Raw genomic sequence first — 22,017 nt, forward strand, 5'->3', positions numbered from 1 at the left:
CGAGTCAGTAAAACCATTTGTAGGTCGCACCCAGCAGCGTGACGGGCGTGCCGATCTTCGACACGCGCTGATGCTGCAGGAACACGGCCAGATGATCGCCACCCAGCACGGTGCCCGCAATACCGAGACTCACGTCCGGGCCCCAGCCCTGGATCGAGTCATGCACGATGCCGACGTCGAAGAACGGACGCCATGCATGCGTGTACTGCTCCCGCAGATCGTTGCCGAAGCCGAAGTAGAAGCCGTATTGCGTGTACGTGTCCGGCATGAAGTCCTGCGGCGTCGCGGGCTGCAGCGCAGTCGGCAACAGGCGCGTCATCAGCGCGTCGGCCTGGCCGCTTGCGCCGTAGCCGCCGTGCGTGATCAGCGCGCGCAACGTGTAGTCCGGGTAACTGGTGCGGATGCGGTAGCTCACTTCCGCTGTAGACAGCACGCCGCTGCCGATATAGTTGCGCGCCTGGCTATAGAAGCGGTCCGCTTCGACGCTGCCCGTGAACGTGATCCGCTCGGTCATGCGATACGTGAGATCGCCGATCACGTTGTCTTTCATGCCGCCGACCAGCAGCGCCTGGTTTTCGTCCGCGACCTGGTTGCGGCCCGCGCGCACGCCGAGCGTGAGCGGCGAGTTGCGCCCCACTTCGCCTGCCAGATCGAGCGTGTAGAACGCGGCCGAGCCGACGCGCCGTCCGCCTGTCACAGTCAACGACGTATCGCGCGTTTGCCGCTCGCCGTAGATGTTGAGCCAGCGGTCGACGGACGGCACATTGACCAGCTGCGTGATGTCGGTCGAATGCTGGAAGTGCTGCACGGCCGTCACGCCGACCAGATAGCGCTCGGCGATCTTGCGGCTGGCCGCGAGCGTGGTTTCGACGTAATCGAGTGGATGCTCGATATGGTTGACCACATCGGCGTCGATCGATTGCGGCCAGTCGAGCGTCGTTTCCGTCACGCGCGTATGCAGGTCGGTGTCTTCCGGCGCGCCGTCGAGCGCGTCGAACGCGAGCTGCTGCGCGCGGTCCGGCCGGTCGACGGCGATCGTCGCGTCGATGCGGTCGTTGACGGGCAGGCGCGAGCGCTCCACCGCGAGCAGGCGCTCCATCTCGGGAATATCGTTCTCGGCGAGCGCGATGGTCAGCTGCGCATCGGCGGGACGCGACAGGCGTTCCGCGTATTGCTGCGCAAGCCAGCGCTTGGCCAGCGGATTGCTTTCCTTCGACAGCGCCCACGCCACCGCCACTTCTTTCGCGACGGCGCCGCGCACGCGCGCATTCTCCGGCAGCCCTGCGCCGTCCAGCGGCGCGCCGCCCGGCAGGCCCTTCGCCGTGCCGATCATGGTGCGGCGTGCGATGGCATTGTCAGCCGTCGCGGGCCGCGCCGACATCAGGCTGTCGAGCAGCGCAGCCGACGTATCGCCCGTTGCATATTCGGCCGAAAGCGTCACGCGCCGGCCGCGCAGATCTTCGAGCGTCTCGGCGTCCTGCGCGGTGCGCCCGCGCATCGCCGCGCGCTGCGCGCCGTGCAGTTTCACGAGCTGCGCTTCGTCCTGCTGCATCTGCAGCCACACCTTCTTGCGGATCGACCACGCGAGTCCGTCGTGCCCCGCCTGTTCCTGCGCGTCGGCATAGGTGAGCAGCCATAGCGGATCGCGCGACATCATCGCCGACTGGCGGCGCAGATATTCGAGCGCCGCGACGGGCCGGTTCAGGCGCATTTCGGCGGCTGCGTATGGCTCCCACAGAGCCGAGCTTTGATCGGCACTGCCGCGCCAACGCTTGAGCGCTTCGCGCAGATCGCCGTCGCTGCCGTAGTCGACCAGCGTCCACAGGTACGCGGCGCGCAGATCGGAACTCGCGCCCGGCAAATCGACGGCGCGCTTCAGATCGGCGAGTGCCTTCTGCGGCTCGTTGATGAGACGGTAGTATTCGGCGCGCACGCCGAGCAGCGCGGGCGAGGCTTCCGCCGCCTTCAGTTCTTCAGGCGAGAGACTCGCGAGCAGAAACGCGATGCGGTCCATCGCCTGCGCGTCGGTGTAGTAGAAGATCGCGTCCTGCAACGCGCGCACCGTGTGATCGCGGCGATAACGCAATTCGGCGACGCGGCCCGCATCGATCGGATACGGATCGTAGAAGTACGTCATGTCGCCGAGGTCTTCTGGCGTCGCCGCGCCGCTCGCGATCAGATGGCGATACGCTTCGTTCGCGTCGTCGTCCCGTTGCAGCAGACGCGCGAGTTCCGCGTAGTTGCGCCAGAAATCTTCGTCGCTATCTTTCGCGCCCGCGCGCGCCGTCTTCAGCGCGGCCAGCGACGCACGATAGTCGCCCTGCCGGTACAGCACGCTCGCGGTGCGCAGCGCCGCATTCGCGTCGTTCGGATGACGCGCCTGCACTGCCCGATAGGTCGCGAGTGCCTGATCGTCATGACCCGCACGCTCGGCAAGCTGGCCGATGCGTTGATCGATCGCATCGGCGTTCGTCGCGCGCGGCAGCGAGCGCAGGAATGCGAGGCCGTCGTCGGGACGGCCGAGGCGTTCGTAGGTTGCCGTGACGTCGTCGATCAGTTTCAGGTCGTTCGGCTTCGCGCGCGCTTCGTGCACGAGTGCCGTCAGATAGGCTTCGTCGTCGTCGAGCATCGGCGCGATGCGCAGCACGTTCTGCCAGCCGACCTGATCGTTCGACAGTTGCGCATAATCGAGCCACGACTTCAGCGCGAGCGACGGATCGCGATTCCATTCGGCGACCTGCGCGAGACGCTTGACCCACTCCACCGAATGCGGATCGCGCTGCACCTGCTGCGCGGCGATTTTCTGCGCGCTCGCGAGATCGCCCGATTCGACGAAGGCCTGAAACACGACATTCGCGACGCTCGGGTCCGAACGGACTGCCGAAGCGTCCACACCATTCACGCTGCTTGCGGCTTGCTGCGCCGGCACGGCTTGCGTGGCGACGCGGATCACGCGCACTTCGCCCTGCTGTTGCGCCGCTGCCTCGCGCATCGCGGCGCGCAGGCTGACGAGCGAGCCGCCATGCCGGTACGCGACGGGACCATCCATATACGCATAGCCCGCTTGCGCCGCGGCGCGCACATGCCCGGCCAGCGGCGACGTCGGCTCGGCGAGCGCGTACTTCGCCAGCAGCTTCGCGTACCGGTCCACCGCATCGGGACGATTCGCCGCGCGGGCGAGATTGAGCATCACGATAAGCGTGGCGGGATCGTCGGCGAGCTTGCCGAGATGCGCGTCGGCGGCTGTCAGCGCGTCGTCGAGCAGATTGCCCGATTGCAGCACGCGCACGCCTGCGACAAAGCAACGGCGTTGCTCGTCGCGCGTCTGCGCCACGGCTTCCTGACGGAACCATGCGTCAGCGGCTGCGTGATAGTCGCCGACCTGCAGTGCGTAGCGCGTGATCTGCGTGTCCCACTTCGTGCGTCCGTCGGGATCGTTGGCCGACAGACGCGCGTACAGACGCGCCGCGACATCGGGCATGCCGACGGCGGCCGAACGTTGCGCGAGCCATTCCAGATCCTTCGGCGCCCACGGCAGCTGCGCGGCCTGGGTCAGGCGCGCGCGCAGATCGTCGAGCGCGGCCACGCGGCGCGGATCGTCTTCGGGAATCGCGAAGGTGCGCTGCTCCGTCACGGACAGATGCAGCATCATCGCGCTGCGCATCATGTCGTCGCTGCCGAGCGCTTCCATGCGCGTGGCGATACGTTCGGCGTCGTCGGTGCGCCCCAGATACAGATACTGCGCGCCCAATAGCGACAGGAATTCCTCGTTGTCGGGCCGCACCCTCGACCACGCTTCCAGATACGCGACACTCAACTCGCTGGGCGCGCCGACGGACGCGACGCGCTGGCGCAAGCCGCCGCGCGGCGACACGCCGTACATGGTCGCGAGCACGACGCCCGTGAGCGTGTAGACGAGCCACGTCGGAACGATACGGGGACGTTTGTCGTTCGTTTTATCGTTCACAGCGGATCTCGACGGGCTGATAGTGGGCTTCGAGGGCATTGAGCGCGGGCGTGTCGAAGCGTACGTAGGCGCCGTCGCGTTGCAGCGGCACCGCGCGGCCCGCTACTGTCGCGCTGCACGTCTGCGCATTCGCGAGCTTCACGAACGGCTGGTAGTAGCTGCCGAACTCGAACGACATGTTCTTGCCGTCGCGTTTGAAATCGCGCACAAAGCCATTCGCTTCGGCGATGTACGGCAGCGCATCCGCTTTCGACAGCGCGCCGGCCGGGTCGAACGACACGCGCGCCGCGCCATCGGCGATATGGATGTACGTGCCGTCCGGTCCCGCCGCATAGCCCGTGACGCCGCGCGACGCGCGCAGATCGGGCGAGCTCGTCAGCGGCCAGTGCAGTTCGCGCACTTCGCCGTTACCGCGCACGATCCAGTCGCTCGACTTCGCATTCGACGCCTCGCTCTGCACCGTGCGCGCGACGGCGAACGAGCGCCAGTCGAGCACCTTGTGCGCGTAGTCCGTCATATGCACGGGCAGCACAGGCTGCTTGAGCACGGCCGCGAAAATCTGGTCGAGCGCGCGCAGCGACGCGACCTTGGTGCCGCTATACATGTGGTAGTAGATGTCGATCGGCTTGAAGCGCAGCGGCTTGTCCGTCATGTCGAAGGTTTCGAGCACGCGCGTGAAACCGTAGAACGGGCCGAGCCAGTCGTTCGTGTAGACGTTCTCGTCCTGGTTCGGCGCGTACACCTGATACGCGCCCGGCCCTTTCAGCACGCCGATGGGCGCGATATTGGTCCAGCTGTTCGCGCTCTTCGTGATCACGGTGTCGCCGCCGTTCACGTTGTCGACCCCTGCTGCATAGACCTTGCGCACGACGATCGCGGGCGGCTCGCAGTTGCCCGGCCATTGCAGGATCGTCGTCTTCTTGCCCGGCGGCGCGAGACGCGAATTGATGTAGTCGATCGAACCCGTCACTTCGCGGTCGATATTGAACGTGTAGTTCGGAATGTTCAGCGAGAACGCGGTGTCGCCGCCGCCGCGATCGATGCGCTCGCCCGTCTTCGCATCGACGTTCTCCCATTCGAACGGATGCGAATACGTGTGCGTGCCGATCGCGACATACGGCAGCGCGAACATCTTGCGCGCGATCTCTTCGAGTCTCGGCGAGATCTGCGGATACAGCCCCTTCGGCCCCACTTCGCCTTCGATCACCGACAGCGTCATCGGCACCTTGTAGCGCGTGAAAATCTGCTGGAACAGCGCTTCGCCCGAATAGTCGGCGCCGGGAAACTCCGCGCGCGACGCGAAGCCGTCGCCGTCCACGTGCGACATGAACAGACGCCGGCCGTTTTCCGTGGTGACGCTCGGCGACGGCATCGGTTGCAGACGCAACGCCTCGCGCAGGAACGCGATCGGCTGGATGGCCCAACGCTCCTGGCCGATGCCGTTGAGCGAGACCACCGTGTACGGGCTCATCGCGAAGCCGCCCCACGGCGTGATCGCAATCTGGTCGAGCGTCGCTTCGCCGCTCTTCACGCGCAGCAGCGACCTGCTCGCGCTGCCGACCTGCACGCCCGTCAGATCGCGCGTGCCGAGCTTGGGATCGACTTCGAAGCCGACCATCGGATCGCGCGAGACAACCTCGATCTTGTCCGCGAACGGCCCAGCCACGGCTTGCAGATCGAGCGCGCGTCCTTCGTCTTCTGCCGCATCGAAACCGAATTGGCCGAGAAACACCATCGGCACGTGCGCCGCGAGGCGCGCATCGACCCACGCGCGCCACGCGCCGCTGTTCGGCGTCTCGTCGCCCTGCAGCCAAGCGACGACGCCCGCATAGCGGTCCGGCGTGATGCCCTCGGGCAGGGGCTCGTGGACGTTCGCGTATTCGACGTCGTAGCCGAGATAGTTGAGCGGCGTCGCGAGGTCGCGCACGCCGGGTGTTTCGTCGAGCGGCAAGTCTTCGTCGCTGTCCTGCACGATCAGCACCTTGCGCGGCAGCACTTCGATTGCGCCGATGCCGACCGCATTCAACGACGCGTTCGTCACATACGGCGTGACGCCCGCAGCGAGCACCTGGGCGGCCGTTGCGCGCGCGCAGGCGCGGTCGTCGGCGGGACAGGTTTCGATCGATACGACGGGCACGCCCGTCGTTTGCGTGAACTGTTGCGCGGCGGCGCTGCGCGCGTCGCGCTCGCCGGCCGCGACATTGCCGCTCGCCGCGTCGCGCACCAGGGACGGGCCGATCACCGCATAGAGCGCTTTCGCATGCGGCAACGCGGCCTGCAACGCCGCGTCCCCGCCGATCACGAGACGCGCGTCGGGATGCGCGGCGCGGATCGCATCGACGGCCGCGATGGCCGTCGGCGTGTCGAGCAGGAAGCCGCGATAGCCGCGCTGCCAGAGCGTTTCGATCTGCGCAGCGACGAATGCGTCGGGCGTGGCTTGTGCGGCATCGGCATGCGTGCGCGCGAGCCACACGGTGTGACGCAACGGGTGCGCGGCAGGATCGAAGCCGCTGGCGGGATCGATCACGACGGCATCGAACGCCTGCAACTCGCCGACGGGCACGCGCGAGCCATAGAAGAATGCGAGATTGACGCGCGGCGCCTGAGCTCCGCCCGACGCTTGCGCGTGCAACTGAGTGGACGCGGGAGCCTGAGCCTGAGCCTGCGTCTGTGCATGCGCGGCCACGCCGTGCAGCGCAAGCGCTGCCGTCGAAGTGAGCGCAACCATGCGGACGAGCGTCAGCGCACGAACGAGCGCGCGCGGCTGCGCCATCGTCGTTCGGACCATTCGCGGCTTATCGCCTTGCATTACCCCGTCGAGCGCCTGTCGCGCTTCGAATATCGATTGAATCCCCACTGGCATACGATTTTTTCTTCGGTTTTATTACTTTTTACCGACCGGTTTTTAAAGCCGGTTTCCCCCGGGATTTATGTCCCTACGGCAGCACTGGATGGCCAATTGTTAAATATCTGGCGGCCGCTGCATGCGGATGAAAATCTGCAGACTGGAAAGATCAGAGGATATGAAGCGCTATCTCTGTGAATCGGCGCGAATTCTAACGCGAACGACGTCGAAAAAAACGGGTGTCGTAAAAATATCACGCGGCTGAAAAGGCTTTAAAGAAGGGCCCGGGCGATAGCGAATTAAACTGAGAAAGGCTCGCAAACGTTAAACAGATAATAGCGAACGGATATTCACTTTTCATTATTTTTCATTTCGGCGACAGTGCAATGCCTGTATTTCATGCAGGGTGTGGCCATTTTAAAATCCCAATATTTCATAATTGAAAGGAACGCAAACGATTTCGCGATTGCAACCCGGCGCAACTCGCGGGCGCGAGCAGGTTTGTGCGATCATCGGGCGCATGAACGATCAACGTTACTGGTGCGATCCGCAGCTGCCGTTCGTCGAAAGCCGGCGCGCCTCCCATTCCCGCGCGTGCTATGTGCCGCATACACACGAGACGCTATCGATCGGCGCCGTCGACAGCGGGCATAGCAATTACGCGTGCGGCGGCGACCGCGCGCGTCTCGGTCCGGGCAGTCTCGTGCTGATTCCGGCCATGCGTGTCCACTCGTGCAATCCCGATGCGCAGAGCGAGTGGAGCTACCAGATGCTTCATCTCGACGTCGCATGGGCGAGCGCGGTGCTGCGCGAGAACGGCAGCGCGGACGCCGACACCGTGCTCGCGTGTCCGTCGATCAACCAGAACCGCGAAGCGTACCTGCGTTACTGCGCGCTCAACCGGCTGTTGTTCTCGAATGCGGACAGCGGCGAGAAGGAAGCGGCGCTGATCCTGTTCGTCGGCGAACGCTCGTGGCTCGGTGAGGCGCGCGACCTGCCTCCTGTGCCGCGTATCGCAGGCGAGCGCCTCGCGCGCATCACCGGCCTTCTGCATGATGCGTACGGCGAGCGCCTGCCCATCGCGCAACTTGCGCAGATGGCGGGCATGAGCCGCTACGCGTTCATTCGCGCGTTCCGCGCCGCGACGGGCATGTCGCCGCACGCCTATCAGCTCGATCTGCGCATCAACGCGGCGCGGCGTCTGTTGCGCCATGGACGCGCGCTCACGGCCATCGCGCATGAACTCGGCTTCGCGGATCAGGCGCATTTCCAGCGCGCCTTCAAGGAGCGTGTCGCGATGACGCCCGGCGCCTACCGTCGCGCCGCCGTGTCGTGAGCGCGCCCTGCCGCTTCGCGTCGCGCACTTTTCTTCAATATCTTCGTTCGCCTGTCCAGCAGACTCCCGGCACACACAAGGAGTCGAGATGGGTCTTTCTCTACAGCAATTCGCGATGGTCGCGGGCGCGCATCTTCTGGCGCTGCTCAGCCCCGGCCCGGATTTTTTTCTGATCGCGCGCAGTGCGCTGTTGCGCGGCTGGCGCAAGACGGGCGCCGTGTGCTTCGGCATCGCCTGCGCGAACGGCGTGTTCATCGTGCTCGCGGTCGGCGGCTTTGCGGCGCTGCATCGACACGGCATCGCCTTCGCGCTCGTGCAGGCCGCGGGATGCGCGTATCTGTTCTATCTCGGCGTATTGATGCTTCGGCATGCAAGGGCGGCATCGATTGCGGCACATGTGCAGGACGATTCGCCTGCGTCGAACACGGGCGCGTGGCCTACGCGTTTCGCGATGGGTTTCGCATCCGCGATTCTCAATCCGAAGAACGCGCTCTTTTACGCGAGCCTGTTTGCGTTGCTCGCGGCCCGCGACGCGCCGTTCAGCGCGCAAATCGTGTATGGCGTATGGATGTTCGCCGCCGTGTTCGGCTGGGATCTGCTCGTCGCGATGGGCGTTGGGCATCCCGCCGTGGTCGCGCGTTTCACGCGGCACGGCGCCGCAATCGAACGCGTCACGGGCGTCGTGCTGCTCGCGATCGCAACGAGTGTGCTGACGATGCTCGCGCGCGAGTGGCTATGAGGTCGTCAAGGTCACGACAGGGCATCATCCGTCGACATTGATCGATGCTGCCAGCTCATCGATCCCGTCAGGCGCGAATACGCGGATGCCGTGCCGTTCGAGCAGCGCGGCTGTCACACCCACTGCCTCGTGCGCGACGCGCGAAAACGTGCCGTCATGGATAAAGCTGCTGCCGCACGATGGACTGCCATCGGCGAGCAGCGCGTAGCGGCAATCATGCGCAAGCGCCTGCTGGAGCGCGTGGCGCGCACCGTCGATGAAAAGCGCGGTGACGTCCGCGCCGGCGTTGTCGCGGATGCGGGCCGTGCCGTCCAGCACATCGTGCCCATTGCGGCGCAACTGGATTTCGGCGGGACGGCGCGGCGTGGCGAAGCCCGCCGCCACTTCCGGACACACGACGACCAGCCGCCCTTCGTCGCGCCATGTCTGCAGCAGCATGCTTGCGAGCGTCTTCGCGGAGCCGTCATATCGCACGGGGAGACCGGCGAGGCACGCGCTAACGAGTATCCTTTTCATAACGCGACTATCGGATTCCGGCGCACAGCCAGATGGGCACGGGTGTTGCTCCATGCCGTGACGGCGGCGCCTGCGTCCGTCAATGCGGTTCCCGCGCGTGGGTCGGTCATCGGATCGATCTGTCCAGCAATCCTTTGGTGGAGACTTCCATGCTTCGATACGCTGCCATCTTTTTCGTCATCGCCATTATCGCGGCCGTCTTCGGCTTCGGCGGCATTGCCGCTGGCGCTGCCGAAATAGCGAAGGTTCTGTTCTTTATCTTTATCGTGATCTTTCTCGTCACGCTGCTCATGGGCGTGATCCGACGTTGACGACGGATGCGACGTGCCAGCGGACGTGCAATTTATAGCGCGTCCGCTTGCAATACTTTCCCTTCGCGCCAGCTGGCAGCCGTCATGCTCCTGCGCGCGACTCCAGCGCGCTGAGCGCCTCGTCCAGCCTGCGCGCGCGGTTCTTTTGAGCGGGAATGCGCGCGGCAGCCGTGACGTCGTCGACACGCTTGCGCCAGTACGACAGCGGCAGGTGATCCGTGCCGGAAATTCGCGCCAAAATGTGCTCGAGATGGTCGAGAGCCGACTCAAGCTGGTGATGGTTCATGTTTTCCCCGATTGCACCGTCCGCGCGGACCGACAGTGCGGCGTCACGGCGGTGTCGAATTGATCTGTCCTTCAGGAAGCCACGACGCGCTCGCCACGGGATGATTCATTGCACCGGCAAGTGCTTGCAGCCCTCGGATGCACAATATGACATCAGGGAAAATTCCCTCGCAAGCCCGTCGTTGCTGCATTGCGTATACGCGAGGAATCCTCATAACTTTCACGCGCTTGTAAAACTGCCACCCTCCGGCGCCAGACGTGGAATGTCGGGATCGAGATCGTAGTTGAGAAAGCCGAGAATCAGGCGGACCATTTCGTCTTCGAACGCATCGGTGCCGAAGTAATGCGGCCGCTCCAGCGCCGTCGCGAGCAGGACGCCGGAGATCGCGCGAAACAGCACGAAGCGCGCTTCGTCGCACGCGATACGTTTGCCCAGATCCGGATTCTCGCGGTTCAGCGTGCCGGCGATCAATTCGAAGTAGCGCCGCATGCCCTCGCCGATTGCCGTGTCGGGCGCAGCGTCCGCCCATTCGGCGCGCAGGATGCTGTAGAGGCGCGGACGGTCGCCGATGAACGCCGCCGTCGCGCGCATCATGCGGCGGGCGTTGAGGCCCGTGCCGAACGGCGCGGGCTGCGTGAGCGCTTCTTTCATCATCGCCGTGAGGCGCTCCAGTTCGCGGCTCGCGAGCGCTTCGACCAAGCCCTCCTTGTTCGGAAAGTACTGGTAGATCGCGCCAATGCTGAAGCCTGCTGTATCGGCGACGCGCTGCGTCGTCAGCCCTGCCTTGCCATGGGATTCGAGCGTGCGGGCGGCGGCTTCGAGAATGCTGTCGAGCGCGAATTCGGCGCGCGCCTGCTTGGGCTGCCGACGCGACGGGTGAGTCGTGGGCAAAGAAACTCCGTGAATCAATGAAGGTTGAAACGTTGGATGTGCAACGTGATGTTCGGCCGAGCCGCTATGCAAGCAGTTTGCATCAACCCTGCCGATGATGAAACGGGCCATGGCGCAAAACGGTGCACGATCCGCCGCAGCGAGGTTATCACGCGCCTCGCCGCCGATCACCGGCGCGGCGCTCTAGACGTGCGCTCGATGAAGTCGAGATCGAGCGCTTCGCACAGGAAGGTCCGCAATGCATCGACGGCGGCTTCCTGCGCGCCCGCCGCCTGCCGCACGAACAGGCCGAGATCGGCGGCGGGCGGCTCCGGCAGGCCGTCGGCGGCGCCGAGCACGCGCATCGTGTCGTAACGGATATTGCCGTCGAGCAGCACCGATACGCCCAGCCCCGCCTCGACGGCCGACTGCACGGCTGGCAGGCTTGTGCTCGTACAGACCACGCGCCACGCAATGCCCGCGCGCCGCAGCGCCGTCATCACCTGCTGCTGCCACAGACACGCTCCGCCGAACGCGACGAGCGGCAACGGCGACTGCGGGTCGGCAAGATAACCGCGCGCGCCGACCCAGAAGAGCGGCTGCGTCCACGTGACGAGCGGTGTCGCGTCGACCATCGCGGGATCGCCGACGAGCACGTCGAGCGCGCCCTCGTTGAGACGTTGCGACAGCGCCGCGCTCGCATCGACGACGATCTCCAGCGCAACCTGCGGATGCGCCGCCGAAAAGCGCCGCAACGCGCGCGGCAGGCGGCCCACGGCCACGTCTTCGAGCATGCCGAGCCGCACCGTGCCCGCCACGTCGCCGACTTCGAGCGCGCGGCGGGCGTCTTCGCCCGCGCCGAGAATCGCGTGCGCGTAGGGCAGCAGCCTGTGTCCGGCGTCCGTCAGCCGCACGCCGCGCGGCGAGCGCTCCAGCAGCCGCTGGCCGATGTCGTCTTCCAGCCGGCGCAGTTGCATGCTGACGGCCGCCTGCGTGCGCGCAAGGCGCACGGCCGCCGCGCTGACCGCGCCCGTTTCTGCGACCGTCACGAAGGCTCGGAGGAGGCTGCTGTCGAAGTCGCGCATTATTAGCGTCCGTGATATCGGCATAAGAAATATCAGCTTATCTTAACGCCCGTTTCGTCGATATGATGGGCCTGTCTGTAGTGCGCCCGTTCAAATCCATGAAAAATTCCACGCTCGCCGAACCGATTGCCTTTGACACCGCGCCTGTGTCTAGCGCCCCTAAGCTCCATGTTGGCATGGCTGCGCTGCTCGGCGTGCTGTCGATGTCGTGCGTGCAGTTCGGCGCCGCCCTCTCCGCGCCGACGATGGCCGCATTCGGCGCGTTCAGCACGACGTGGCTGCGGCTCGCGTGGGCGGCGCTGATCCTCGCGCTGGTGGTGCGTCCGAAGCTGCGCAGCTACTCGCGGGCGCATTGGCTCGCGGCGGGTGTGCTGGGCGTAGCGATGGCGGGCATGACGCTTTGTTTCTTCTCGGCAATCGAGCGGATTCCGCTCGGGCTTGCCGTGGCGATCGACTTTCTCGGGCCGCTGGCCGTCGCGACGCTCGGCGTGCGGCGTCTGCGCGCGCTGCTGTGGCCGCTGCTCGCTGTCGCTGGCGTGCTGCTGCTCGCGCATGACCGTTCGGGTTGGATCGGCGAGCCGGTCGGCATGCTGCTCGCGGCGGGCGCGGCGTGCGGCTGGGGCAGCTATATCGTGTTGATGAAAAAGACGGGGGCGCTGTTCGATGGGCTCGAAGGGCTTTCCGTATCGCTGATCGCGGCTGCGCTTGTCGCGACGCCGTTCGGCCTGGTCGAGCACGGCCTGCACATCGCGCCGATGCAACTGGCGGCCACGGCGGGCCTCGCGGTGCTGGTTCCGCTGCTGCCATATGCGCTCGAAATGATTGCGCTGCGCCACATGCCGGCTGCGTCGTTCGGGATTCTGATGAGCGTCGAGCCGGCCATCGGCGCGGCGGCGGGCTTTATCGTGCTGCATCAGCCGATGACGGCGCTGCAGCTGGCGGGCACGCTGTTCGTCGTGAGCGCGAGTGTGGGTGTGATCGTTACATCGAAGTGATGGGGGTTGTTGGGTCTGAATGATGCTGGAACTGGGCCGTCTACAATCGACGGATCGCATGCCGATCTGCAAGGAACCCATCATGACCGACGACGAACGCGCCATTCGCGAACTGATCGATACGTGGCTCGCCGCAAGCAAGGCTGGCGAGACGGCGACCGTGATGAGTCTGATGACCGACGACGCGGTGTTTATGGTGCCTGGGCAGAAGCCGTTCGGCAAAGCCGCGTTTGGGGTGGCCGCTGAGGGCCAGAAGAATGTCGATATCGATGGTAAGAGCGAGATTCTGGAGCTTCAGGTGCTGGGGGATTGGGCATTTTTGCGTTCGCAGCTTGAGGTCACGATTACGCTGAAAGATGGCTCGGCGCCGCCCGTGCGCCATGCCGGTAATACGCTTACGATTTTGCGTAAGGAAACTGATGGGCGCTGGTTGGTGGCGAGGGATGCGAATTTGCTTGTGAAGGGGTAAGCGTTTTTGGTTTTGGTTTGCTTGGGTTTGCGCTGGCATCCGCGATGCGTTATCTAGCTTCAAGCGTCGCCCCTGTGCGGGGCGGCACCTACTTTTCTTTGCCGCCGCAAAGAAAAGTAGGCAAAAGAAAGCGGCTCACACCGCCAGCGCTAATTCTTGCCTGAGGGCCCCCACAGGTTCTTACGCTTCACACGGCAATCACGTGACTGATGTCGGTTGCCAGCGCCCTGAACAGGCGCCTCACCTGCTTCGGACACCCGTACTTGCGCAAGCGGCAGCGAATGGTACGTGCCGCCCAGGTGGCAAACTGTGTGTAGGTTGTCGCAGCGCACAGCTTAGTGCTCTTACCAGAAACACCGATCTTGCTACCCAGTCCGGAGTGGTGCGCGTATGGCGCGAAAGCCGACACACAGTTTGCCACCTGGGCGGCAGTGGACTGTCTGGCATGGCGTGCGTTGACGCGGGTATATGAAGCGGGTGAGGCGTACAGAGAGAGCGTTGGCAACGCACCCTAACCGGTGCGCTGCCGTGTGAAGGATGGGGACGTTGGGGGCCCGTGGACAAAGGCCAAGCGCTGGCGGTGTGAGCCGCTTTCTTTTGCCTACTTTTCTTTGCGGCGGCAAAGAAAAGTAGGTGCCGCCCCGCACAGGGGCGACGCCTGAAGCACGCTAACGAATCGCGGATGCCAGCGAAGAAAAAACCAAAACCCCGAACAGCGACGCGTGAAGCGAGCTAACGCATCGCGGATGCCAGCGAAAAAACCAAAACCATCACCTTTCCCAAGGCGCCGCCCTGCCATCACGATGACAGCCATACCGCGCCAGCGCCTCCTCAACCACACCGCGCGCAACCGCGCCCTCCTCGGCAAGTGCCTTCAACGCCGCAATCACAATCGACGCACGATCCACCTCGAAGAAAGCCCGCAGTGCCGCACGCGTATCGCTGCGCCCAAACCCATCCGTCCCAAGCGTCACATAACGACGCGACACAAAAGCGCGAATCAGCTCGGGCACGGCCCGCACGTAATCGGTTGCGGCAATCACCGGACCGCGCGATGCGGCCAGCGCAGACGTCACATACGGCGTCCCCGTTCCGTGATCGCCGAACAAACGCTCGGCCCGCTCCGACGCGACGCCATCGCGATGCAACTCGGTGAAACTCGTCACGCTCCACACGGCAGCGTCGATATTCCAGTCGTCCTTCAACATGCGCGCAGCCGCCTGCACTTCGCCGAGTATCGCGCCCGAGCCCAGCAACTGGACCTGCGCGGTCTCCAGCGAAGCGACATCAAGCGCATACATGCCTTTCAGCACACCTTCGCGCACGCGATCAACAGAATCCGCAGGCAATGAAGGCTGCGCGTAGTTCTCGTTCGTGACCGTCAGGTAATAGAACACGTCGCGCTGCCGCCCGATCATCTCCTGCATGCCTTCGTCGACGATCATCGCCACTTCATACGCAAACGCTGGGTCGTACGCCCGGCAGTTCGGCACCGTCGATGCCGCAAGATGGCTCGTGCCGTCCTGATGCTGCAAGCCTTCGCCGCCAAGCGTCGTCTTGCCCGCCGTCGCGCCGATCAGGAAACCCCGCGCGCGCTGATCGGCGGCCGCCCAGATCAGATCGCCGATGCGCTGAAAGCCGAACATCGAGTAGTAGATATAGAACGGCAGCATCGGCAGATCGTGCACGCTGTACGATGTCGCCGCCGCGATCCACGACGACACCGCGCCCGCCTCCGAAATCCCCTCTTCGAGAATCTGCCCGCCCGTGTCCTCGCGGTAGTAGAGCATCGAGCCCATGTCTTCCGGCTCGTACAACTGGCCGAGCGGCGAATAGATGCCGACCTGGCGGAACAGGTTCGCCATGCCGAAGGTGCGCGCCTCGTCGGCGACCACGGGCACGACGCGGGGCCCGAGCGACGCATCCTTCAACAGACTGCCGAGCATCCGCACGATCGCCATCGTCGTCGACATCTCCTTGCCGTTCGCGTCCAGCGCGAATTGCCCCCAGGAAGACAGCGCAGGCACGGTCGGTGTCTGCGATGCCGCTTTCCGCCTTCTGGGCAGATAGCCTCCCAAGGCAGCCCGGCGTGCATGCAGGTACTGCATTTCCGGGCTGTTTTCCGCTGGCTTGTAGAACTTGAGCTGCTCGACGTCGCTATCGGACAACGGCAGACGAAAGCGGTCGCGGAACGCCTTCAACTGTTCGACGTCGAGCTTCTTCTGCTGGTGCGTCGTCATGCGCCCCTGGCCGATCGCGCCCATGCCGAAGCCCTTCATCGTCTTCGCGAGTATCACGGTGGGCTGGCCGATGTGCTTCAGCGCGCGGTCATACGCAGCATGCAGCTTGCGCACGTCGTGGCCGCCGCGCCGCAAGCGGTCGATATCGTCGTTGCTCAGATGCGCGGCGAGCGCGGCCAGCTCCGGGTTCTGCCCGAAGAAGCGCTCGCGGTTGTAGGCGCCGTCGTTGGCCGAGAAGGTCTGGAACTGGCCGTCCACCGTGTGCGCGAACGCGCGCAACAAGGCGCCCGTGCGGTCGCGCGCAAACAGGCCATCCCAGTCCGAGCCCCATACCACCTTGATGACGTTCCAGCCCGCACCCGTGAACTGCGCTTCGAGTTCGTCGATGATGCGGCCGTTGCTGCGCACCGGACCGTCGAGCCGCTGCAGATTGCAGTTGATCACGAACACGAGGTTGTCGAGCCCTTCGCGCGCCGCCAGTGACAAGGCGCCGATCGATTCCGGCTCGTCCATCTCGCCGTCGCCGAAGAAGCCCCACACCTTGCGGCCTTCCGTCTTCTGCAGGCCGCGGTTTTGCAGGTAGCGCATGAAGCGCGCCTGGTAAATCGAGTTGATGGGACCGATGCCCATCGAGCCCGTCGGGAACTGCCAGAAGTCCGGCATCAGCCACGGATGCGGATACGAACACAGCCCCGGCCCCGCGATCTCGCGGCGGTAGTGTTCGAGATGCGTCTCGTCGAGAAAGCCTTCGAGAAAGGCACGCGCATACACACCCGGCGACGAATGCGGCTGGAAATAGACGAGATCGCCGCCATGCCCGCCCGGGCTTTGACTCGCGGCGCGGAAGAAATGATTGAAGCCCACTTCGAACAGATCGGCCGCCGACGCGTAGCTCGCGATATGCCCGCCCAGTTCGCCATACGCGCGATTGGCCCGCACCACCATCGCGAGCGCGTTCCAGCGCAACGCAGCGGCGAGCTTTTCCTCGGTGTCGAGGTCGCCCGGATATGGCGGCTGCTGATCGACGGAAATCGTGTTCGCGTACGGCGTGACGTTCGCGCGCGCCGTCGCGACGCCATTGCCCAGCGCATGCGCGGCCAGCCGGTCGAACAGATATTGCGCGCGTTCGAGGCCGACGTGCTGGACGACGCCATCGAGCGCAGCCAGCCATTCGGCCGTCTCCTGCGGATCGCTGTCGATGCGAGCTTGAGTGAGGGCAAGAACGGGGCGGGCACCGCTCGATAAGTCCGTCATGGCACAACTCCGGCTGAAAACGTGGCGTGAAAACGACTCGGAAACGTGTAATCAGCTTACCCATGTATCCGCAAAATGTGCGTCTCTTTTGCTTGCGCCAGCGCTTTCAGATAGTGTATTTATTCCGGTAAATCGGCCTTACGTGGAATGTTTACACCATGAGCTCAGAAGCAAGACCGGCCGCGCGGCGGCTGGACCGCATCGACATCGCGATCCTGCAGCAGTTGCAGCAGAACGCGCGCATTACCAACGCGGAGCTGGCGCGCGCCGTCAATCTGTCGCCGACGCCCTGCTTCAACCGCGTGCGCGCGCTCGAAAAGCTCGGGCTGTTCCGTCAGCAGGTGACGCTGCTCGACGCCGGGGCGCTCGGGCTGCGCATCAACGTGTTCATTCAGGTGAGCCTCGAAAAGCAGGTCGAAGATGCCCTGCGCCGCTTCGAACAGGAAGTCGGCGAACGCCCCGAGGTGATGGAGTGCTATCTGATGACGGGCGACGCCGACTATCTGCTGCGCGTCGTCGTGCCCGACATGCAGAGCCTGGAACGGTTCATCGTGCAGTGGCTGACCAAGATTCCCGGCGTGTCGAACATCCGTTCGAGCTTCGCGCTCAAGCAGGTACGCTACAAAACGGCGTTGCCGCTGCCTGTCGCAGGCCTGACGCTGCCCACGGAAGATGACACGCCGCGCGAGTGGGCGTGATCTCGACCACCCGCGCGCCGCATTGACTAGCGTGGCGGCGTCACGCGCTCGCGCAGTTCGCGCCGGATGACCTTGCCTGTCGCCGTCATCGGCAACGCGTCGACGAAATGGATCGCGCGCGGATACTCGTGCGCGGCGAGATGCGTTTTCACGTGCAGCTGCAGCGTCTGCACGAGTGCGTCGCTCGCCTGATAGCCGGGGTTCAGCACCACGAACGCGGTGACGATCTCCGTGCGCTGCGCGTCGGGCGCGCCGACCACGGCCGCCATGCGCACGGCCGGATGACGCAGCAGACAGTCTTCGATCGGCGCGGGTCCGATCCGGTAACCGGCGCTCGTGATCACGTCGTCATCGCGGCCAACGAAGCGGATGAAGCCGTCCGCATCCATCAGTCCCATGTCGCCCGTCAGCAGCCAGTCGCCGCGAAACTTGTCGCGCGTGGCGGACTCGTTGCGCCAGTAGCCGAGGAACATCACCGGGTCCGGCGCATGAATCGCGATGTTGCCGGGCTCGCCGCGCGGCACGGTGTGCCCGGCGTCGTCGACGATGGCTACACGATGGCCCGGCACCACCTTGCCGATCGACCCGAAACACGGGTCGAACAGCGTCGCACATGACGACACGACCACATTGCATTCGGTCTGCCCGTAGAACTCGTTGATCGTCACGCCGAGCGCGCGCCGTCCCCATTCGATCAGCTCCGCGCCGAGCGATTCGCCGCCGCTCGCCACCGCGCGCAGCGAGAGTTTCCAACGCTCGGGATGTTCGACGGCGCGCATCATCTTGAGCGCCGTCGGCGGCAGGAACGTATGCGTGACGGCATGACGCTGCATCAGATCGAACGCGGCCTCGCCGTCGAACTTCTCGAAGCGCCGCGCCAGCACGGCCACGCCGTGATGCCACGACGGCAGCAGTACATCGAACAGCCCGCCGATCCACGCCCAGTCGGCGGGCGTCCACATCAGGCGCGCGTCGTTCGGGAAAAACGCTTGCGGCATCTCCACGCCGGGCAGATGGCCGAGCAGCACGCGATGCGCGTGCAACGCGCCCTTCGGCTTGCCCGTCGTGCCGGACGTGTAGATGATGACGGCGGGGTCGTCGGCGGCCGTCGGTTCCGCGTCGAAGGCAGCGGGCGATTCGTCGAGCGCCGACCAGAACGATTCGACCTGCAACGCGGTATCCGCATGCTCGGCGTCGACGCAGAAGATCGAACGCAATTCGGGCAGGCTCGCACGCACCGAGGCGATTTTCTGCGCACCGCCCAGGTCCGTCACGAGCGCGACGGCGCCGCTATCGGACAGACGGTATTGCAGCGCGTCGGGACCGAACAGCGCGAAGAGCGGCACCGCGATCGCACCGCACTTGTAGACGGCGAGATGCGCAAGCGCCGTCTCCACCGATTGCGCGAGAAAGATGCCGACACGGTCGCCCTTCTTCACGCCGCTGCGGCGCAGAGCATTGGCGAAGCGGTCGGACAGCGACTTGAGCTGGTCGAAGCTGTAGCGCGTTGCTTGCCCGTCGCGCGTCTCGCAGATCAACGCAAGACGGCCGCTGCCGTCGGCCCATTTGTCGCATGCATCGATGCCGATGTTGTACTGCGGCGGAATGCGCCATTCGAACGCGGCGACGAGGCCGTCGTAGGTGTCAGCGGCGGGAAGCATCCGGTGTCTCCTGAGTAGTGGGCATGCGCCGGTACGCGCCCGCCCATGCTACTCCGCAAGCCAGGCCTGCGGCGCGTACGCGCCTCACTCGACGCGCTTCGACGACTCGTCTTGTGCAGGCACGTCGTGCGTGTAAGGCGGCACGAGCGGCTTGATCATCCGCACGCCGCCGAGGATGGCGAGCGCGATCACCGTGCTGAGAATGGCGGTCGCTTCGCGCCCGAGCCCCGCTGCGACGCCGACGCCCGCCGCGAGCCAGAGACTCGCGGCTGTCGTCAGTCCGCGCACTTCCCGCTGCGCACTGAGCTTGATGATGGCGCCCGCGCCGAGAAAGCCGATGCCCGATACCAGGCCCTGCAACACGCGGCTCATGTTGTCCTGCGAAAACCCCGCCTGCAACGGCACGAGCACGAACAGCGCCGAACCCGTGGCGACCAGCATGTGCGTGCGCAGGCCCGCGTCGCGCCCCGCCATTTCGCGCTCGAAGCCCAGCGCGCCACCCAGCAGCAGCGCGAGTCCAAGCCGCATCACGACCTGCGTGATCGCCTTGACGTCGTTCAGATCCGAGAACTCCCGGGCCATCGTCAACCAGACTTCATGCCACCATCCGCCCATGCCCCCCTCCTCTCGGCACGACAACGCTCGTGCTATGCCCTTGCGGGAAAGCATAATGTAATGTCATCGAGTGCCGCCGGATAGCGGGACGGGCACACTGAACCCCACTACAGTTTTTTTCAGTTGCCTGTTGCGGTCCTCGCCCGCGACAATGCGCCAACCGTGGGAGGACTATGAAGAAGTGCATTCTGCTCGCCGGAATTGGCGTGCTTGCCGCGTGTACCGCGGTATCGGGCGTGGACAGAAAGCAGAACGGCTATCTCTCGGTCACGAGTCGCGGGCGCATCAGCCTGATTTCGTGGAATAGCGTCCGCAACGCGGGGATCAAGCATGCAAAGGCGTATTGCCGCGAACAGAACAAGGAACTGCACACCGTCGAGATCCACACGAACGGCGTGCGCAGCGCAGGCACTCAGAGTGTCGAAGTGGTGTTCGAGTGCATCTGATGAAATGATGCAGGGCTCGCCTGATGGTGCGATGCACGGCAACGCTCAGTGCGTGCCGGCTTCGTCCGCGACCGTGTCGCCGAAACGGCTCGCGACGAACGCGCGCATCGCGGCGATCAACGGCGATTCGCCGACCTGCTCGATGGTGCTCGCACCCGCGGGAACCGACCCTGTCCATGACGCGCGATCGCCCGCCGCGGCCGGCACGAGATGGATTCTCGCCCGTTCGATGATCGGGCCGCATTGCGCCCAGTCCGTGGAAGGCGCGAACGCGGCTTCGAGCGCGCCCGCGGGATCGCCGTCGCAGGCGGGCTCCTCGATCCAGCAGAAGCCGTCGTCGACGCGCGGCTTCGGCAGATTGTCCGCCCGGGCGACCCAGTAATCGAGTAACGCGCCTTCCAGCTCTGAAACTCTCATCTCTGCTCCTCGTGGAGATCGTATGTGCTGATCGCAGCATCGATTGTGCATCAAGTTCGTGTTGCGCTTTGTGACGCCGCAAGACCGGCTCGCGGCGCCTGACGTCCAACTCAATTGCGAGGCACCATGACGTTCGACTATCGACAGGCAAGTCCGTGCGCAAAACCATCGCCCAGGCGCTCGCACGCGCTGGCAGCCGTGCTGCTCGGCATTGCCGCGCTGCAGGCCGATGCGGCCGCTGGCCGGACGCGCGCGGCGGCCACGGCGGACCGGCCGGTCATCATCGACGCGCAAGGCGATTCGACGATGTTCGGCTATCAGACGTCGGACGGTTTCAACAAGTCGTGGCAAACGCCGGACAACCCGCCCGCCCTGCTTCAGGCCGCGTTGCAGGCCCGCTTCGGCCCGCGTGTGATCGTGCAGAACAACGGCGTGCCGGGCGCGACGCTCGTCGATCGCGAGAAAGGCATCAACGGCTATAGCCAGCCGTACGCGCAATGGGCCGCGACGTCGCCGGCACATATCGTGATCGTCAACTTCGCGCTCAACGACGCCGACAATCACGTCAAGGAGCCGCCTTCCGCGTTTCGAGCGCATCTGATGCGCTTCATCGAAGAGTCGCAAGGCGCGGGCCGGATCGTCGTGCTCGAAGAGCCGAACCCGGTCGACTATTCCGTGAACAAAAGGATCGTGCCGCGCTATGTCGCTGTCGTCGATGAAATGGCGAAGCATTACCGGCTCGCGTTGATCCGTCAGTATGCGTATATCGGCGCGATGCACGACTGGCGTTCGCTGCTGATCGACGGTGTGCATCCAACGGATGCGCTCTATCGGCTCAAGGCCGAACGGCAGCGCGCAGTCGTCGCGCCGATCGTCGCGAAGCTGGTGGAGTGATCCGCCGACGCTTCACTCGCCTACCGAAAACGTCTGCTGCGAGGCGACCAGCTTGGGCGGCGGCTCGCATTTGCAGATGCAAAGGTCGTCGCTCAACGCGGCATGACGGCCATCGGGCGCCGTCATCACTTCGCGCGGGCCGTCGCATCTGATTTTGCCCGTGGTGTTGCACGCGGGGCAGATCACGTTGTCGCCTTCATGCGCGACGTCGCGGCCTTCGAGTTGGATCGTCGACGACACGGCTTGCACAGTGCCGCTCACCGTCGTCTTGTCGCCGTTCAGGATCAGATAGCGTTTCATGATTGAGCGTCTGTTAGAAGCTGCGTGTCTCGAGCGTGAAAGCAGATAACGCGAACGGCGCGCCCGATTTGAA

Annotated in this window: 20 protein-coding genes; 9 read left to right on the top strand and 11 right to left on the bottom strand. The window is 64.9% G+C overall.

Annotated elements, in window-relative coordinates; genetic code table 11:
• Positions 1–4: 4 nt before the first annotated feature.
• Together C2L66_RS10110 and C2L66_RS10115 are read right to left on the bottom strand one after the other, a co-directional pair.
• Complete coding sequence (locus C2L66_RS10110) at positions 5–3,967, bottom strand: tetratricopeptide repeat protein (RefSeq protein ID WP_060600267.1); 3,963 nt, start codon at positions 3,965–3,967, stop codon at positions 5–7.
• Positions 3,957–6,830, bottom strand: coding sequence for a hypothetical protein (locus C2L66_RS10115; protein ID WP_060600266.1), 2,874 nt, complete (start codon positions 6,828–6,830; stop codon positions 3,957–3,959). Before C2L66_RS10115 ends, C2L66_RS10110 begins: the two co-directional genes overlap by 11 nt.
• Here C2L66_RS10115 and C2L66_RS41215 point away from each other — a divergent pair.
• The 3 genes from C2L66_RS41215 to C2L66_RS10125 all read left to right on the top strand — a co-directional run bounded on the left by C2L66_RS41215 (position 6,771) and on the right by C2L66_RS10125 (position 8,887).
• Positions 6,771–7,010, top strand: coding sequence for a hypothetical protein (locus C2L66_RS41215; protein ID WP_167352337.1), 240 nt, complete (start codon positions 6,771–6,773; stop codon positions 7,008–7,010). The two genes, C2L66_RS10115 and C2L66_RS41215, sit on opposite strands and share 60 nt — an antisense overlap.
• Before the next feature lie 322 nt (positions 7,011–7,332).
• Positions 7,333–8,148 (top strand): helix-turn-helix domain-containing protein, encoded by an 816-nt coding sequence (locus C2L66_RS10120; RefSeq protein WP_054930150.1) that lies wholly within the window; start codon positions 7,333–7,335, stop codon positions 8,146–8,148.
• Positions 8,149–8,236: 88 nt separating this feature from the next.
• Complete coding sequence (locus C2L66_RS10125; protein WP_060600264.1) at positions 8,237–8,887, top strand: LysE family translocator; 651 nt, start codon at positions 8,237–8,239, stop codon at positions 8,885–8,887.
• A 24-nt stretch (positions 8,888–8,911) separates the two neighbouring features.
• On the opposite strand, the gene C2L66_RS10130 is transcribed toward C2L66_RS10125, so the two are convergent.
• Entirely contained in the window at positions 8,912–9,403 is a 492-nt protein-coding gene (locus C2L66_RS10130; RefSeq protein ID WP_060600262.1) for a 2-thiouracil desulfurase family protein, read from the bottom strand.
• Between the two features lie 149 nt (positions 9,404–9,552).
• Between C2L66_RS10130 and C2L66_RS10135 the strand changes: the two genes are divergently transcribed.
• Positions 9,553–9,714: a DUF1328 domain-containing protein gene (locus C2L66_RS10135; protein ID WP_028368672.1), complete on the top strand. Its 162-nt coding sequence runs from the start codon at positions 9,553–9,555 to the stop codon at positions 9,712–9,714.
• A gap of 82 nt (positions 9,715–9,796) precedes the next feature.
• Here C2L66_RS10135 and C2L66_RS10140 read toward each other — a convergent pair whose 3' ends face one another.
• The 3 genes from C2L66_RS10140 to C2L66_RS10150 all read right to left on the bottom strand — a co-directional run bounded on the left by C2L66_RS10140 (position 9,797) and on the right by C2L66_RS10150 (position 11,955).
• Positions 9,797–10,000, bottom strand: coding sequence for a hypothetical protein (locus tag C2L66_RS10140; RefSeq protein ID WP_054930144.1), 204 nt, complete (start codon positions 9,998–10,000; stop codon positions 9,797–9,799).
• A 219-nt stretch (positions 10,001–10,219) separates the two neighbouring features.
• Complete coding sequence (locus C2L66_RS10145; protein WP_060602584.1) at positions 10,220–10,891, bottom strand: TetR/AcrR family transcriptional regulator; 672 nt, start codon at positions 10,889–10,891, stop codon at positions 10,220–10,222.
• Between the two features lie 167 nt (positions 10,892–11,058).
• Complete coding sequence (locus C2L66_RS10150; RefSeq protein WP_036004315.1) at positions 11,059–11,955, bottom strand: LysR substrate-binding domain-containing protein; 897 nt, start codon at positions 11,953–11,955, stop codon at positions 11,059–11,061.
• A gap of 176 nt (positions 11,956–12,131) precedes the next feature.
• On the opposite strand from C2L66_RS10150, the gene C2L66_RS10155 reads away from it, so the two are divergent.
• Positions 12,132–12,950 (top strand): EamA family transporter, encoded by an 819-nt coding sequence (locus C2L66_RS10155; RefSeq protein WP_233444907.1) that lies wholly within the window; start codon positions 12,132–12,134, stop codon positions 12,948–12,950.
• 82 nt (positions 12,951–13,032) lie between these two features.
• Positions 13,033–13,419: a YybH family protein gene (locus C2L66_RS10160; protein ID WP_060602578.1), complete on the top strand. Its 387-nt coding sequence runs from the start codon at positions 13,033–13,035 to the stop codon at positions 13,417–13,419.
• Between the two features lie 770 nt (positions 13,420–14,189).
• Here C2L66_RS10160 and mdeB read toward each other — a convergent pair.
• Complete coding sequence (mdeB, locus tag C2L66_RS10165; protein ID WP_060600260.1) at positions 14,190–16,913, bottom strand: alpha-ketoglutarate dehydrogenase; 2,724 nt, start codon at positions 16,911–16,913, stop codon at positions 14,190–14,192.
• A gap of 158 nt (positions 16,914–17,071) precedes the next feature.
• Here mdeB and C2L66_RS10170 point away from each other — a divergent pair, with 158 nt between their 5' ends.
• Positions 17,072–17,611: an Lrp/AsnC family transcriptional regulator gene (locus tag C2L66_RS10170; protein ID WP_036004308.1), complete on the top strand. Its 540-nt coding sequence runs from the start codon at positions 17,072–17,074 to the stop codon at positions 17,609–17,611.
• A 26-nt stretch (positions 17,612–17,637) separates the two neighbouring features.
• Here the strand turns inward: C2L66_RS10170 and C2L66_RS10175 are convergent, their stop codons facing one another.
• Entirely contained in the window at positions 17,638–19,272 is a 1,635-nt protein-coding gene (locus C2L66_RS10175; protein WP_060600258.1) for an acyl-CoA synthetase, read from the bottom strand.
• 84 nt (positions 19,273–19,356) lie between these two features.
• Entirely contained in the window at positions 19,357–19,887 is a 531-nt protein-coding gene (locus C2L66_RS10180) for an MgtC/SapB family protein (protein WP_060600256.1), read from the bottom strand.
• Positions 19,888–20,060: 173 nt separating this feature from the next.
• On the opposite strand from C2L66_RS10180, the gene C2L66_RS10185 reads away from it, so the two are divergent.
• Positions 20,061–20,333 (top strand): hypothetical protein, encoded by a 273-nt coding sequence (locus C2L66_RS10185; RefSeq protein WP_054930134.1) that lies wholly within the window; start codon positions 20,061–20,063, stop codon positions 20,331–20,333.
• A gap of 45 nt (positions 20,334–20,378) precedes the next feature.
• Here C2L66_RS10185 and C2L66_RS10190 read toward each other — a convergent pair whose 3' ends face one another.
• On the bottom strand, positions 20,379–20,750 hold the full coding sequence (locus C2L66_RS10190; RefSeq protein ID WP_054930133.1) for a DUF2591 domain-containing protein: 372 nt from the start codon (positions 20,748–20,750) through the stop codon (positions 20,379–20,381).
• A gap of 126 nt (positions 20,751–20,876) precedes the next feature.
• Here C2L66_RS10190 and C2L66_RS10195 point away from each other — a divergent pair, with 126 nt between their 5' ends.
• Positions 20,877–21,644: an SGNH/GDSL hydrolase family protein gene (locus C2L66_RS10195; RefSeq protein WP_060600254.1), complete on the top strand. Its 768-nt coding sequence runs from the start codon at positions 20,877–20,879 to the stop codon at positions 21,642–21,644.
• Between the two features lie 12 nt (positions 21,645–21,656).
• On the opposite strand, the gene C2L66_RS10200 is transcribed toward C2L66_RS10195, so the two are convergent.
• The gene (locus tag C2L66_RS10200; RefSeq protein ID WP_054930131.1) at positions 21,657–21,944 is read right to left on the bottom strand and encodes a PAAR domain-containing protein; all 288 of its coding nucleotides are present in this window, start codon (positions 21,942–21,944) and stop codon (positions 21,657–21,659) included.
• Between the last annotated feature and the right edge of the window lie 73 nt (positions 21,945–22,017).

Origin of the sequence: Paraburkholderia caribensis (assembly GCF_002902945.1) — a bacterium.
Lineage (GTDB): Bacteria > Pseudomonadota > Gammaproteobacteria > Burkholderiales > Burkholderiaceae > Paraburkholderia > Paraburkholderia caribensis.

Coding starts and splice junctions, on each gene's coding strand:
- C2L66_RS10160 (WP_060602578.1), top strand. CDS start 13,033: ATGACCGACGACGAACGCGCCATTCGCGAACTGATCGATACGTGGCTC.
- C2L66_RS10170 (WP_036004308.1), top strand. CDS start 17,072: ATGAGCTCAGAAGCAAGACCGGCCGCGCGGCGGCTGGACCGCATCGAC.
- C2L66_RS10115 (WP_060600266.1), bottom strand. CDS start 6,830: ATGCCAGTGGGGATTCAATCGATATTCGAAGCGCGACAGGCGCTCGAC.
- C2L66_RS10200 (WP_054930131.1), bottom strand. CDS start 21,944: ATGAAACGCTATCTGATCCTGAACGGCGACAAGACGACGGTGAGCGGC.
- C2L66_RS10155 (WP_233444907.1), top strand. CDS start 12,132: ATGGCTGCGCTGCTCGGCGTGCTGTCGATGTCGTGCGTGCAGTTCGGC.
- C2L66_RS10150 (WP_036004315.1), bottom strand. CDS start 11,955: ATGCGCGACTTCGACAGCAGCCTCCTCCGAGCCTTCGTGACGGTCGCA.
- C2L66_RS10130 (WP_060600262.1), bottom strand. CDS start 9,403: ATGAAAAGGATACTCGTTAGCGCGTGCCTCGCCGGTCTCCCCGTGCGA.
- C2L66_RS10180 (WP_060600256.1), bottom strand. CDS start 19,887: ATGGGCGGATGGTGGCATGAAGTCTGGTTGACGATGGCCCGGGAGTTC.
- mdeB (WP_060600260.1), bottom strand. CDS start 16,913: ATGACGGACTTATCGAGCGGTGCCCGCCCCGTTCTTGCCCTCACTCAA.
- C2L66_RS10190 (WP_054930133.1), bottom strand. CDS start 20,750: ATGAGAGTTTCAGAGCTGGAAGGCGCGTTACTCGATTACTGGGTCGCC.
- C2L66_RS10175 (WP_060600258.1), bottom strand. CDS start 19,272: ATGCTTCCCGCCGCTGACACCTACGACGGCCTCGTCGCCGCGTTCGAA.
- C2L66_RS10195 (WP_060600254.1), top strand. CDS start 20,877: ATGACGTTCGACTATCGACAGGCAAGTCCGTGCGCAAAACCATCGCCC.
- C2L66_RS10140 (WP_054930144.1), bottom strand. CDS start 10,000: ATGAACCATCACCAGCTTGAGTCGGCTCTCGACCATCTCGAGCACATT.
- C2L66_RS10125 (WP_060600264.1), top strand. CDS start 8,237: ATGGGTCTTTCTCTACAGCAATTCGCGATGGTCGCGGGCGCGCATCTT.
- C2L66_RS10135 (WP_028368672.1), top strand. CDS start 9,553: ATGCTTCGATACGCTGCCATCTTTTTCGTCATCGCCATTATCGCGGCC.
- C2L66_RS10120 (WP_054930150.1), top strand. CDS start 7,333: ATGAACGATCAACGTTACTGGTGCGATCCGCAGCTGCCGTTCGTCGAA.
- C2L66_RS10185 (WP_054930134.1), top strand. CDS start 20,061: ATGAAGAAGTGCATTCTGCTCGCCGGAATTGGCGTGCTTGCCGCGTGT.